This window comes from Acidobacteriaceae bacterium (assembly GCA_035944135.1).
In the GTDB taxonomy this organism is placed as follows: Bacteria; Acidobacteriota; Terriglobia; order Terriglobales; family Acidobacteriaceae; genus Granulicella.
In genome coordinates, this window is record DASZBM010000002.1 from 345,019 (window position 1) to 358,816 (window position 13,798).

At 59.9% G+C, this 13,798-nt stretch carries 12 protein-coding genes, 1 tRNA gene and 1 riboswitch; of the genes, 8 read left to right on the forward strand and 5 right to left on the reverse strand.

The window, feature by feature from the left end:
- The first annotated feature begins 26 nt into the window (after positions 1–26).
- The 3 genes from VGU25_04085 (at position 27) to VGU25_04095 (ending at position 2,798) form a co-directional block, all read left to right on the forward strand.
- Positions 27–1,181: a PLP-dependent aspartate aminotransferase family protein gene (locus tag VGU25_04085; protein ID HEV2576372.1), complete on the forward strand. Its 1,155-nt coding sequence runs from the start codon at positions 27–29 to the stop codon at positions 1,179–1,181.
- Between the two features lie 346 nt (positions 1,182–1,527).
- Positions 1,528–2,205 carry a PEP-CTERM sorting domain-containing protein gene (locus VGU25_04090; protein HEV2576373.1) on the forward strand — a complete coding sequence of 226 codons (678 nt, stop codon included), beginning with the start codon at positions 1,528–1,530 and terminating at the stop codon, positions 2,203–2,205.
- A 104-nt stretch (positions 2,206–2,309) separates the two neighbouring features.
- Complete coding sequence (locus VGU25_04095; GenBank protein ID HEV2576374.1) at positions 2,310–2,798, forward strand: hypothetical protein; 489 nt, start codon at positions 2,310–2,312, stop codon at positions 2,796–2,798.
- Between the two features lie 3 nt (positions 2,799–2,801).
- On the opposite strand, the gene VGU25_04100 is transcribed toward VGU25_04095, so the two are convergent.
- The gene (locus tag VGU25_04100) at positions 2,802–3,344 is read right to left on the reverse strand and encodes a hypothetical protein (protein HEV2576375.1); all 543 of its coding nucleotides are present in this window, start codon (positions 3,342–3,344) and stop codon (positions 2,802–2,804) included.
- Between the two features lie 314 nt (positions 3,345–3,658).
- On the opposite strand from VGU25_04100, the gene VGU25_04105 reads away from it, so the two are divergent.
- A complete protein-coding gene (locus VGU25_04105) occupies positions 3,659–5,392 on the forward strand; it encodes a C1 family peptidase (GenBank protein ID HEV2576376.1) in 1,734 nt (577 codons plus the stop codon).
- On the opposite strand, the gene VGU25_04110 is transcribed toward VGU25_04105, so the two are convergent.
- The 3 genes from VGU25_04110 to VGU25_04120 form a co-directional block, all read right to left on the reverse strand.
- Positions 5,393–5,728, reverse strand: a complete 336-nt coding sequence (locus VGU25_04110; protein HEV2576377.1) for a type II toxin-antitoxin system PemK/MazF family toxin — start codon at positions 5,726–5,728, stop codon at positions 5,393–5,395.
- Entirely contained in the window at positions 5,713–5,961 is a 249-nt protein-coding gene (locus VGU25_04115; protein ID HEV2576378.1) for a ribbon-helix-helix domain-containing protein, read from the reverse strand. The genes VGU25_04110 and VGU25_04115 overlap by 16 nt, the downstream gene beginning before the upstream one ends.
- Before the next feature lie 183 nt (positions 5,962–6,144).
- Positions 6,145–6,221, reverse strand: a tRNA-Arg gene (locus VGU25_04120).
- A gap of 88 nt (positions 6,222–6,309) precedes the next feature.
- Here VGU25_04120 and VGU25_04125 point away from each other — a divergent pair.
- From VGU25_04125 to VGU25_04140, 4 genes are all read left to right on the forward strand, one after another.
- Entirely contained in the window at positions 6,310–7,284 is a 975-nt protein-coding gene (locus VGU25_04125; GenBank protein HEV2576379.1) for a glycosyltransferase family 2 protein, read from the forward strand.
- 92 nt (positions 7,285–7,376) lie between these two features.
- The gene (locus VGU25_04130; protein HEV2576380.1) at positions 7,377–8,342 is read left to right on the forward strand and encodes a quinone oxidoreductase; all 966 of its coding nucleotides are present in this window, start codon (positions 7,377–7,379) and stop codon (positions 8,340–8,342) included.
- Positions 8,343–8,383: 41 nt separating this feature from the next.
- Positions 8,384–8,608, forward strand: a riboswitch (cobalamin riboswitch).
- 31 nt (positions 8,609–8,639) lie between these two features.
- Positions 8,640–11,147 carry a TonB-dependent receptor gene (locus VGU25_04135; GenBank protein ID HEV2576381.1) on the forward strand — a complete coding sequence of 836 codons (2,508 nt, stop codon included), beginning with the start codon at positions 8,640–8,642 and terminating at the stop codon, positions 11,145–11,147.
- A gap of 95 nt (positions 11,148–11,242) precedes the next feature.
- On the forward strand, positions 11,243–12,193 hold the full coding sequence (locus VGU25_04140; GenBank protein ID HEV2576382.1) for a hypothetical protein: 951 nt from the start codon (positions 11,243–11,245) through the stop codon (positions 12,191–12,193).
- A gap of 67 nt (positions 12,194–12,260) precedes the next feature.
- On the opposite strand, the gene VGU25_04145 is transcribed toward VGU25_04140, so the two are convergent.
- Entirely contained in the window at positions 12,261–13,628 is a 1,368-nt protein-coding gene (locus VGU25_04145) for a glycosyltransferase family 39 protein (GenBank protein HEV2576383.1), read from the reverse strand.
- Positions 13,629–13,798: the final 170 nt, after the last annotated feature.

A 13,798-nucleotide genomic window follows, 5' to 3' on the forward strand; every position in this document is an offset into this window, starting at 1 on the left:
GTAGGATGGCGAGTGGAGTGTGGTGAATGAGTGAGAAGAATTTGGGGTTTGCGACGCGGGCGATTCATGAGGGGCAGGAGCCGGATGAGCTGACGGGTGCGGTGAATGTGCCGATCTATCTGACGTCCACGTACAAGCAGGATGGCATTGGGAAGATGCGGCGCGGCTATGAGTATGCGCGGCTGACCAATCCGACACGCGATGCGCTGGAAGAGAGTTTGTGCGCGCTGGAAGGTGGAACGAGTGCGCATTGTTTTGGGTCGGGAATGGCGGCGATTACGGCGCTGTGCACGATGATGAAGGCCGGCGATCATGTGGTGTGCACGGACAACGTGTACGGTGGGACGTCGCGGCTGTTCAACCAGGTGCTGGTGAACTATGGGCTGACGTTCACCTATGTGGACACGCGTGATGTGGATGCGGTTAAGGCTGCGCTGCGGCCGGAGACGAAGCTGGTGCACCTGGAGACGCCGACGAATCCGATGATGTCGGTGACGGATATTCGCGCGGTGGCGGAGGTGTGTCACGCGAAGGGCGTCGAGGTCAGCGTAGACAACACGTTCCTGTCGCCTTATCTGCAGCGGCCGATTGAGCTGGGCGCGGATATCGTGATGCATTCGACGACGAAGTTTTTGAATGGGCACTCGGATGGACTGGGCGGTGTTCTGGTGGGGACGAAACCGGAGCATGCGGAGCGGTTCCGGTTTGTGCAGAAGTGCACGGGTGGAATTCTGTCGCCGTTTGATTCGTATTTGTTGCTGCGGGGCGTGAAGACGCTGGCGGTGCGAATGAAGCAGCATGATGCGAACGGGAGGGTTGTCGCGGATTGGTTGGTGGAGCGGTTCGGGCCGGAGAAGGTGTTTTATCCGGGACTGAAGACGCATCCGCAGCATGAGCTGGCGAAGCGGCAGCAGAAGGGGTTTGGGTCGATGTTGGCTTTTGAACTCGGTTCGCTCGAAGCAGCGAATGCGTTTGTTTCGAAGCTGGAGCTTTGTTACTTCGCGGAGTCGCTGGGTGGAGTGGAGACGCTGGTGTGTCATCCGGCGACGATGACGCATGCCGCGGTGGGAGCAGAGGGACGAAAGAAGCTGGGGATCACCGATGGGCTGATTCGAATCTCGGTGGGTATCGAAGATGTGGAGGACATCATCGCGGATTTGGAGCAGGCATTGGAGAAGTGAAGAGTGAATAGTGAGTAGTGAATAAAGCAGAGGTGGCGGCCGCGAGAGTGGCCGCCGCTTTTTGTTGTGTGTTGTCGCGGACTGAGACATTACAGTACCGATGGCGGTGAAGCGGGGTTACTAACTCCTTCGCATTGAATTACCGTCGCAATCTTCACGCAAGCATCATTCGGCCGTAACTTCACAGAAGCAAGGACAAGTGTAGATCTCCTGTGACGGGAGCTTGTGAACGGCGCGGAAATCGCGGCGACAGTGAGCGTGTGTCCGAAGCAGGCGTTATGTAGAGCAAAGTGTGGGAGCTCAATCCCGCCTCAACAGCCGGGCTATGCGCCGGCAGGAGATGATTATGCGTGTTTCGAAGTGGTATGCCCTGGCGGGTGCGGTGTTTCTTGTTGCATCGTCGCAGGTAAGTCGTGCAGACACCTTGAAGTTTATTAACTCGACGGGTCAGATCCAGGATGCCGGCAGCAAGACTGTCGGGCCGGAGGATGTGTATCTGTATCCGTATAACTTCAGCGTGAATGGGTCGTCGACGACCACGCAGCTTATGTGTGTGAGCTTTGACAACGAGATCACTGCGGGCGAGAGCTGGGATGTGAAGATCGAATCGATCGCGCAGGCGTCGGCCAATGCTACGCAGTTGATGAATTACGAGGCGGATGCGTGGCTGTTCTCGCAGATTACGCCGAGCAGCACGTCGACGCAGATTGCGAACGTCCAGTTTGCAGCGTGGGCGGTTGGCGATCCGACGGTTGCGAACGCTACGTACGATCCGTACTACGCGGCGAATGAAACGGCAATCAACCAACTGCTGAGCGATGCTTTCGCCAACGCGACCCCTGCGGATCTGAGCAACTACAACAACTATGAGCTGTACGTGCCAACGAGCTGGGACTCTTCGAATGGCGAGCCGCAGACGTTCATCGGGCCGGCGCCGGCGCCGGAACCGGGGACCCTTGCGCTGCTTGGAAGCGGACTGCTGGGCATGGGTGGCATCTTCCGTCGCAGAATGCGGAAGGCGTAGACAAGACGAATTTTGAAGAAGCCCGCGCCTCGGTTTGGCGCGGGCATTTTTTTTCTGAGATGAGAGGTCGGCGCTGCAGCGCGGAGTTGCGGTAGACTTCGCGCATGAAGGCGGTTGTGCTGCTCGCGTGTGTGATGTTGCTGGCCTCGTGCAATGCGGGGCCGAAGATTGTGATTCATGAGGAGGACGAGCCGGAGCCTGTTGCGAAGGCTGCGGCGCCGGTCTCGAGCTGGGAGTACAAGACGGAGGGCGGTGACTCATGGGCGTGCGCGCGGTCTGTGGACGACGCAGCGGAGCTCTGTTTCCGGCGGTCGAGGGGGCATCTGGATAGCTATCTGCACCTGCCGTGGAGGGAGGGTAATCCGTTCTTCTGCTCGCGTGGACGCTGCGAGACGAAGCTGCAGGTGGATGGAGTGCAGCAGACGGTGCAGGGCACGGATGATTCTGGCGGAGGAACGCGCATTTTATTTTTGCCTGATCCGCAGCGAGTGCTGCACGAGGTGGAACAGGCGAAAGAGGTGCGGGTGACGCCGCCGATGTTCGGCGTGGACCAGCAGTTTGTGTTTCATGTCGCCGGGCTGAAGTGGCCGTGAGCGCTATTTGGGATTGTGAGGGTCGATCTCGCCGCGCTTCTCGAAGATGAGGAAGGTTGCGTTGTCCCAGGCATCGTGGATGCCGATGAAGAGGAGCAGAAGGACGACGGCTGCGACCTCAAAGAGCGCGCCTGTGGGATGGAAGCGAGCCACGAAAGCGGCTGCGAAGAGACAGGAGTAGCCGAGGAACGGAAAAATGATGCGGTAGAGCCAGTCTTCCAGCACAGGATGGTAGGCCTGCTGGGTCTGAAAGCGGCGGACGGTGATTGCGGTGTAGATGATGCCGAGGATACCGGCGAGTGCCCAGAGGATCGATACGGGCGCGAGGCGGTGCCAGGGCATGACCTCGACTGCAGCGAGTGCGAGGACGACGCCGAAGTTGACGATGCTGGGAGTCGAGAAGGCGGAGACTGCCTGGGATTCGTTCTCCATTACGGGCATGTTTGCCATCAAGGCCATCACCACGAATTGCAGACCGGTAAGGGCGCCGGCGGCGGAGCCGACGATAACGTAAAAATTCTGCCAGCGGGTGAGAAGAGGGTTCATCGGTTCTCCGGGATTTTGAGCCATGGTAGCGCAGGCAGGATTTAGAGCTCCGCAGTCGGGTGAGTTGCGGCGGGTGTTCTTGCGAATCAATGGCATCCGCGGAGCGTCTCGGATTTGGAAACGCACAAATCGGTCGTCTTCCGAAAATCTTTGACAAATTTCCAGGTCGGGGCCAGACTTTTCGCTGCTCGCACGAGCTTCCGGGCGAGCCAATCCAGCATGCAACAGAAGGAGCGATCGAACAGGATCAGCTCTTTGTGATTGATCCCCATTCGATCGCTTTCGCGGCAATGAAGTCTGAATGGAGGATTTCCATGCACGCTCGCACACGTCGCGCACTCCGGCTGTTTTTCGTCTTCGCGATTGCCTCCGCTCTGCTTTCAAGTGCATCCGCGCAAAGCACCACGCCGACGATCAGGACTCTCTTCGACTTCTGCCGGCTGGTTGTTCCTGCAGCGAATGCGGCGGTGTTCGAGCCGCCAGACCCGTGCATTGCGGCCACGCTGCAGAACGAGCAACTGGCGCTGGAAGATATCCAGCACCTGCTTGTAATTGCCGATTACCTTATCAAGAATCCGAACCCGCAACTGCTGAAGCTGCTGCTTTCGAATCCGACGCCCGGTGCGAACGTACAGCCTGTGGGCGACGGGAATTGGAAGGTGACGGTGGCATTCACGGTGCCGCCTGACTGCGTGACCGGCGCCGCGGCTGTGGGGAACTGTCCTCCGCCGAGCACAATGGTTGAGACGCAAGGAATCTCCGGCAAGATCAGCGGGGTCTATGACTCGGTTGTTTTCGCGGAGAGCGCCGGTGCTCAATTGAACCTGTATACCAACGCTTACGTCAACGCGTTGCAGAGCTGCAGCAATCCGGGGACGATCGCGCCGAGCGCGGTTGGGCCGGCGTGCAATTTAGGTAATCTCCCGCTGCCGTCCAGCCTCACGGGAGCGCCGGTTTCAACCGTCGTCTCTGCGCTTGGTTCGCTGGCGGTCAACTGGCCTGTCATCCTGCGCAATCCGCTGCCATCGTTGATGCCGCCTTCGCCGGCTGACTGCGATGGAGAGACTGGCGGCACGGCGCAGAACGGGAACTACGGCGATCGCTCGGGGAACAATAACGCGTGCACGCCATCGTCAACGGGGCTGTACGCGACGCTGCCGACTGCGAACTTTCCGCTGCGGCCGTATCTCACGTGCGTGAAAGACCAGGGGAATCGGGAGACGTGTCATACATTTGCGGCGACTTCGGCGATGGAGTTGATGGTGTCGCAGAATCATGGGGTGAAGGTGAATCTCGCTGAAGAAGACCTGATGGAGCACTACCGGCTGACCTGGAGCCCGGGTTACATGCACGAGACGGGAGACTCGTTTGAAGAACTCAGCGACGCGATCAGCAACAACTACTTTTTCCCCTACGAAAAATCGTGGGACTACAACCCTTCGCACTCGCGGACGTTTTCGGATGCGGTGTACCACAACTCCTGCGCGAACTATCCTGGCAGCGAACCTGGCTGTTCAGATTCGGCGCCGCAGGCTCCGGGCTTCTGTACAAGCATCGATATCTTCGGGATCTACCTTCCGATTTGTGCATTGCACGATGCCGGAGTGTCGGGGTCGCCGTATCATCCAACGTCGGTGACGTCGTTCTGGAATCCGAATGACACCGAATTGTCTGTGGAGTATCTGGTACTGAATCTGGCTTTTAATCAGGCTGTGGTGTGGAGCTTCAACGTGAGTCCGAACTTTGGCGCCGGCGGGAACACTACGGTCAACAGCAAGGGACAGACGGTCGTGACCACGCCGGGATACATCACCTATAACGCCAGCGATGTGCAGGCTAAGCCGCTCGGCGGGCATGTTGTTCATGTGGTGGGATTCGCAGGGAATGACGAGCTGCCTGCAGGTATTCCGCCTGCTGTTGGGCCTGGCTACTTCATCATCAAGAATAGTTGGGATAACTGCTTTGCGGACGCCGGCTATATTTATCTGGATTGGGAGTACATGAAGGCCACGGGCTATCAGGCCTATGCGCTTTCCAGCATCAATTGACTATGCGGAGGGATCGCAGCCGAGGGCGAAGCGTAGAGCGTTGCAGACCTCGTTCATACGAGCAGGGCCGAGTTGGGTCACTCGCTTGCCTAGTCGATCCTGGCGGACAGTGACGGCATTGTGCAGATTGACGGCGCAGGTCGTCTTCAGTCCGTCGGCTTCATGCAGGACAACCTCGGATGGCACGCCGCGGATTGTGGACGTGATCGGTGCAACCGTGACGCTCGGAAGATATTCCAAGGCACTGTCGCGGGTGAGCACGAGGACTGGCCTCTTCTTATCAGGTGCAGCGAATTGATAAAGACGGACGTCGCCACGAACTATTCTGCCGGCCACTCTGCCTCCGACTCCCAGATTTGCAAATCATTATCGATGTTGTGCTGACTCAGATAACCCTGGCGATCGCGCAGCTCGAGCTCTCCGATGGCGAGTTGGCGAAGGTGCGCCCGCAGGGCATCGCGGACCAGGGCGGAACGGTTACGCTTCAAACGGCGTGCTGCACGGTCGGCGGCCTGCAGGAGCTTCTTATCAAGAACGATCTGCACGGTTTCCATGACTGTGGACCTCACTCCACAGTCTACTCCACAGTCCGGTTTACGCGTGAATGAGCCATGCAGAGCGTGATTCGATCAGATGTGGTGTGATGGTGGCCCTGGCAGGAGTCCTGATGCAGAGCGTGATTCGGACCGGTGGATACTGGTGGCCCCGGCAGGAGTCCTGATGCAGAGCGTGATCCGGAGACCGGTGGATACTGGTGGCCCGGGCAGGAGTCCAACCTGCGACCTTCGCGTTAGGAGTGCGCTGCTCTATGCATCTGAGCTACCGGGCCATTGTTTTCAGTGTATCGTGAGGCGGCTTTGAACCCGGGAGGGCACGGCTTGGGAAGGCTGAGGGAGTTGAGGGGGTATCATCTTATCGTGCCGAAATATTCCATCGTCGTTCCTTTTCACAATGAAGAGGAGAACGTCACGCGACTTTACGACCGCGTGAAGGGCGTGATGGAGCATGTCGAGGCGAGCTTTGAGCTGGTGTTTGTGGATGATGGCTCGCGCGACCGCACGTACAGGCTGCTGGAGGAGATTGCGGCGGTCGACTCTCGTGTGCTGGTGGTGAAGCTGCGGCGGAACTTTGGGCAGACGTCGGCGCTGGCGGCCGGGTTTGATCATGCGTCGGGCGAGTTCATCGTGGCGATGGATGGTGACCTGCAGCATGACCCGAATGAGATTCCGCGGTTTCTGGCGAAGCTGGAAGAGGGTTACGACGTGGTGAGCGGATGGCGCTCGCAGCGCGCGGACAACTTCGTGCGCAGGGTGCCTTCGCGGGTGGCCAACTGGATGATGGCCGGGCTTTCCGGGGTGGACATTCACGACTTTGGAACGACGTTCAAGGCGTACCGCCGCGAGTTGATCCAGAACATTCCGCTTTACGGCGAGATGCACCGCTTCATTCCGGCGCTGGCGAGCTGGTACGGGGCGACGATCTGCGAGGTGCCGATCTCCAACCCGGCGCGCGAGAACGGGCAGAGTCATTACGGGCTGGGGCGCACGTTCCGTGTGTTCTTCGATCTGGTGACGATTCGCTTCCTGCTGAAGTACATGACGCGGCCGCTGCATTTCTTCGGGGGGCTGGGGTCGGTTGGTGTGCTGAGCGGCGGCGGGATTGCGCTGTGGCTGCTGATTCATAAGCTGTTGTCGGGGCACGATGTCGCGGGCGAGCATGCGCCATTGTTCATCATTGCGAGTGTGTTGATTGTGGCGGGTATGCAGTTGATCGGCGTGGGGCTGCTGGGTGAGCTGCAGGTGCGGCACTTCTTCACGCAGTCGCACAGGTCGCCGTATGCGGTGGAGCGCGTGGTGCGGATGCGGTCGTCGGAAGAGAGTCTGCTGCGGTAAGGCAGAGATCAGAGATCAGAGATCAGAGAACAGAAATCAGAGATCAGTAGAACCGCGGCGATGGACCGCAGGGCCGCAGTATGCTTTCAACTATGCGAGCGATTCAGGTAAAGAAGACGGGTGGCCCGGAGGTTCTGGAGCTGGTGGAGGTTCCGCGGCCCGAGCCGAAGGCCGGCGAGGTGCTGGTGCGCATTGCGGCGTCCGGCGTGAACTTTATCGATACATATTTTCGCGAGGGGCGCTATCCGGAGAAACTGCCGTTTATTCCGGGGCAGGAGGCGGCGGGGGTCGTTGAAAAGCTTGGTGAGGGCGTAACGGGGTTTGCGGTTGGGGACCACGTTGCGTGGAATGGGACGCGCGGGACGTATGCGGAGTATGCGTGCGCGCAGGCGAAGGATCTGCTGCATGTGCCGGCGGGGATGAATCTCGATAATGCTGCGGCGGTGTTGCTGCAGGGGATGACGGCGCACTACCTGATCTATGACACGTACCCTGTGCAGCGAGGGGATACGGTGCTGGTACATGCGGGCGCGGGCGGAGTGGGGCTGCTGATTACGCAGATGCTGAAGATGATTGGCGCGCGGGTGATCACGACGGTGTCGACCGACGAGAAGGCGGAGCTGTCGCGGGGGGCGGGAGCGGACGATGTGATCCTGTACACGAAGGAGAACTTCGCGGAAGCGGTGAAGAGGATGGTGCCGGAGGGGTTGCCGGTGGTGTATGACTCGGTGGGGAAGACGACGTTTGAGGACTCGCTGAAGTGTTTGCGGCCGAGAGGGTTGATGGCGCTGTATGGAGGGTCGAGCGGGGCGGTGCCTCCGTTCGATCTGATACGGCTGTCGACGATGGGGTCTCTGTACGTGACGCGGCCGACACTGAAGGATTATGTGCGGACGCGCGAGGAGCTGGAGCGGCGAGCGAAGGATGTGTTCGACTGGGTCGCCGAAGGGAAGCTGAAGGTGCGGATCGGGAAGAGGTATTCGCTGGACGAGGCGCAGCAGGCGCAGATCGATCTGCAGGCGCGGAAGACGACGGGGAAGGTGCTGATCGTTCCGTGAGGCCGTGTACACTGAGTCTCTGATTTCTGCGTCGCTGCTCGCGGCGATGTGTGACTGATAACTGCTATCGCTCGGGAATGTTCGGGAAGCGCGGTGAAACTCCGCCACTGCCCCGCAACTGTGAAGCGCGCACCATGTTGGTGATGCAACGTGGTGAGGTTGTTCCGGCAGCGTCCACTGATGTCATGCATCGGGAAGGAGCTGCTAAGGTGAACGGCTTTGAAATCGCGCCAGTCAGGAGACCGGTTCTCTGAGTATTGCCTCTGCCACGCTTCCGAAGGGGAAGCGAGGAGACATATGATGACTCTTCTGAATCGGCGCCTGCAGGCGCACGGTCGGCCGTCTCGCACCTGGTTTGCGGGCGTTCTTCTTTCGACAATCCTGGCGGGTTTTTTGGCGCTGCAGGCGCATGCGGTGGTCATTCGCGGGCGGGTGACGGACGCGTTGGGCAAGGCTGTGCCCGGAGCGCGCGTGCAGCTCATTAAGCAGGGCCAGGTTACGGCGATCGGGTATGCACTTGCGGATGGGTCTTATGAGATCCGCTCGGCAGATGCGGGACGCTTTACGCTGCTGGGGTCGTCGGTGGGATTTCTGCCGGCGATCGGGCAGGAGTTTTACGGCGGTGCGACGGATGTTGTGGAGCGCGATGTCGTGCTCTCTGCGGTGACGGTGCAGCAGGCGATGAGCGTGAGCGCGACGGAGATTCCAACGCCGGTTCCGCAGTTGACTGCGCCAGTGACGGTGATTCCGGGCGGGCAGCTGGCAACGCATGTGGGTGTGGTGGATACGCTGGAGCAGTCGCCGGGAGTGTTCCTGGCGCAGAGCGGGCAGGCGGGTGGTGTGACGTCGCTGTTTTTGCGAGGCGGGAACTCGACTGCCAACCTGGTGCTAGTGGATGGGATCCCGGCGGAGGATGTGGGCGGCACGTTTGATTACGGCACGGTGAGCTCGACGGCGATTGATCGGATTGAGGTGTATCGCGGGCCGGACTCTGGCATCTACGGAACGGATGCGGGTGCGGGCGTGGTTACGATCGAGACGCCGCGCGGGTACACGCTGAAGCCGGTGCTCAACTACTCGGGCGATGCGGGAACGCTGCATGAGTATCGCAATGAGGCGACGGGCGGCGGAACGTATAAGAAGCTCGACTACTTTGGCGCGTTCTCGCGATTCGACACGCGCAATGCGCTGCCGAACGACAAGTTTCACGCGGCGACGGCTGCGGCGAACATTGGCTACTCGTTCAGCGGGAATGCAGATGTGCGGTTCACAATTCGCAATACGGACGCGGCGCAGGGGCTGCCGGGGCCGTATGACTTTTACAACATCACGAACACGGCGAAAGAGGGCGATCAGGATTTGTACTCGGGCCTGACGGCGGAGTACCGCACGGCCGGGAACTGGCACAACCTGGTGCGCTATGGGGTTGCGCGGAAGCGCGAGCAGCAGACGCAGTTCGGGAATGTGGGGAATCCGATCACGTTTGATGCGGGGACTCCGTATGAGTTTACGGAGTACTTCGGCAACAATGTTTTCTTCCGCGGCGCGAATGGATATTCGGCGACAGGGCAGGCGGCGTTTTTGACGGGGACGGACGATCAGTCGTCGAATCGCGATCAGCTTTACTACCAGAGCGACTGGACGCGGAGCCCGCTGTTCAATGTGCTGGTCGGGTTCAGGTATGACAACGAGCGTGGGAGCTACAACAACGCCGAGTACTTTGAGCACGAGCGAATTCAACGGACGAACTATGAGTACAACCTGCAGTTTCAGGGCGAGGTGAAGGGGCGGTTTTCGTATTCGCTGGGCGGCGCGGTTGAGAAGAACCATCTGTATGGGACTGCAGGCACGCCGCGGATTGGGTTTACGTATGTGCCGGTGAGGCCGTCGGCGAAGTGGTTTCATGGAACGCGGCTGCGCGCGAATGCGGCGACGGGTGTGCAGGAGCCGACGCTGGCACTGGAGTTCAACAGCCTGTATACGCAGCTTCTGCAGAACGGGGATACTGCGGACATCGCGACGTATCACATCGGGCCGCAGGGAGCGGAGCGCTCGCGCACGTACGACGTTGGAGTGGACCAGAACATCAAGGGCGAGAAGCTGGTGCTTCGCGCGGGATACTTCCACAACATCTTTGACCATCAGCTGGAGGGCGTGGGCAGCGGGGCGCTGGCGCAGTACTTCGGCATTGGGATGGTGTGCGGCAACAGTGTGTGTCCGTTTTCGTCGATCTATGAGGCGTATGTGAACTCGCTGGCGTACCGCGCGCAGGGAGCGGAGCTCGAGTTGCAGTGGCAGCCGACGGCGCATTGGATGGTGCGCGGCGGGTATACGTATCTCGACACGGTGGTGCTGCAGTCGTTTGCGTCAGACGCTGTGGCGGCGAACCAGGGAGCGCCGACGGAGAACCCGGATATTCCGGGCGTGGCGATTGGGGCGGAGAGCCCGCTGGTGGGTGCGCGGGTGTTTCGTCGGCCACCGCACACAGGGTTTACGACGGTGGAGTATGCGAAGTCAAAGTTCAGTGTGCTGTTTCAGGGAGCGTATGTGAGCCGCAGCGACGACTCGACGTTTCTGGACGGGCTGACCCCGAACTTTGATAACACGCTGCTGCTGCCGAATCGGAACCTCGATTTTGGGTATGCGAAGCTCGACCTGGGTGGAACGTATGCGATCGGCAGCAGAATCACTGTTTTCGTGCAGGCCCAGAACCTGATGAACAATCAGCACATCGGGCCGATCGGATATCCATCGCTGCCGCTGACGGCTCGCGGAGGCCTGAAGATACGGATTGGCGGCGACTGAGAACGGGGCGGTTGTGGCCGTCCGAATAGCGGTAACCGCAACTCCATCGTTTGTGCAACGTCTTCATCTAATAGAGAGATGGAAGGAGAAGCACGATGTTAAGAGGAATTCGTTCAGGCTTTATGTTGGCCGCGTTGGCAGCCGGAGTTGCGGCGCCAGCGCTCGCCCAGGAGCTTCCGCAGGAGGGCCCGGTTCCGACGACCGCACTGATTAATGTGGAATCGAAGAATCCTGTTCAGATTGACGCGCGGGGGCTGACTTTGCAGGTGAATGGCCATGACACGCCGATCACCTCGCTGAGAGCAGCGTCGTCGGGAAACGAGGAGATCGCGATTCTGATCGACGATGGACTGCGGACGAACTTCGGGCTGCAGTTGAAGGAAATCAGCACTTTTGTGAACAGCCTGCCGCGCAATGCCGGCGTGCTGGTGGGCTACATGGAGAATGGCACGGTGAAATCGTCGGGCCACTTCACGGCAGACCACCAGGAGCTTGCGAACCAGATTCGGGTTCCGCTGGGAGTGCCTGGACAGAGTGCGAGTCCGTACTTCTGCCTGTCGGATCTTGTGAAGCACTGGCCTTCGCAGGAGCCGGCGGCGCGTTTTGTGCTGATGATCACGAATGGCGTTGACCCTTACAACGGCAGCACGTCGATGATGAACCAGGACAGTCCGTATGTGCAGACGGCGCAGGATGATGCTGTGCGTGCGGGCGTGGCCGTGTACTCGATCTACTTCCAGGACTCCGGGTTCCGCGGTGGACGCGGCAGCTTCAGCGGGCAGAGCTACCTGCAACAGGTGGGCGATGCGACGGGCGGAATGCTGTTCAACAACGGGACTATTACGCCGGTGTCGATCATGCCTTATCTGAATCAGTTCGAGCGCGCCATCAATTCGAGTTATGAGCTTGGATTCAGGGCGAACGCACAGAACAAGCGCGATGCGCTGGTGCGGATCAAGGTGAAGTCGAACCTGTCCGGCGTGAAGGTGCGTGCGCCGGAGGCGGTGCGTCCGGGGCTGACGGAAGAGACGATCGCTACAAGGTAGGTGTTTCGCTGGAAAGCAAAGAGGCTCCGCATCGCGGAGCCTCTGTTTTTTGGGTCGCAGGCAAGCTTTAGGAGGGAACGAGATCGAGGTCGGACGCGGGCATCTCGATGGGCTCGGTGGCGTGTGCTTTCACGCGGTCGCGAACGGCGAGCATGCCGGCAGTGACAAGAATGGCGAGCTCCGGCTCGATGGGCTGACGGTAGTCCATGGAAGCGTGGGTGAGGTAGTAGGGAATCGGAAACGTGATGAGGAGAAGCGCGAAGGGAAGCAGCGTGCTGCTCTGATTGCGACGCCAGGTGATGAGGCCGGCGATGAGGAAGAGCGACAGCGTGGTGCAGAAGGGAACGTTGGGAATGTCGAACGGCTCCTTCTGGAGATAGCCGGGATTGAAGCTCCAGTAGCCAGTCCAGTAACGGAAGAAGCGGCGAACGCTGGCTTCGACGAAGCGGCGTTTGTGCTGGCGAATGGCGGCAATGGCGAGGTCGTGCTTCTGAGCCATGTAGGCGGGCTCGCCCATTTGTGCGTAGAGCGCCAGCTCGTCGGGATTGCTGGCGGGGTGCGCGTAAGGCGAGTTACTGTCCGCGGGGTCGCCGATGTTGCCTGCGTAGAGCTCGAGCCAGAAACCGTCACGCAGGGGCGTGGTCATGTGCAGCACGCGCTGATTGCGGATGGTCCAGGGAAGGATGACGACCGCGAAGGCGGCGAAGGCGATCATGGCGCGCTTGAAGGATGGCACACCGATTTGCCGGGCTCGGTGAACGGCGATTAGCAAGAGGAACGGAAGGATAGACGCGACGGAGGGGTTCGAAAGGGCGGTGATGCCGAAGACGAGACCGAAGAGCAGCCAGGAGCCCACGCCGACGGTGCGATGCAGACGCATGGCCCACCAGAACAGGCAGGCGAAGAGGAATGAGGTGAGCGCGTAGTCCCAGACGCGGCCTGCGGAGAAGTAAATCGCGAAGGGGTAGATGGCCCAGCCGATCGCTGCCCAGCGCGCCAGGCGCTCGCCGGAGGACTCCCGCGCCGCGCCGTAAATAGGGATGCATGTGAGCGAGGAGAGGACGGCGTTGAGGAAAAGCGCGACAAAGGAGGAGAGCGGCGTGTAGAGGCCGAAGAGCTTGAAAATGCCTGCGAGAAGGTAGGGGTAGAGCGGGGGGACGATGGCGGTGGGGCCGGTGATGGTTTGGAAGGGGCCGCTGAATCCGTGGCCGAGGAAGATGCAGCGCGCCGTCCAGCCCATTTCGTAGCCGAAATCAGCGTGGGCGTTGAGGGGACTGGCGATATCGCGAAAGACGCAGCAGACGACGATGAAGCGGATGAGGAATGCCAGAAGAGTTGCGCCGGTAACCCAAACCGCGGCGGGCTGGCTGTAGACAAATTCGCCAATGCGTCGAGAGATTGAGGGTTTTCTCTCGACTCCTTCCAGGACGATCAAACAACCTCCAAAAGCCCTAGCGCGAGTTCTCCAACCAGCATATTCGTAGACGACTGACGAACGACCTCCGTCTACAGTGGGACAGCGAATTTCACTGTGGGAAAGGTAGCAGAGGAGACTGGCGCAAAAAAAGAGCCACAGAAGGTTCCTGCGGCTGAGCAACTAGTTGC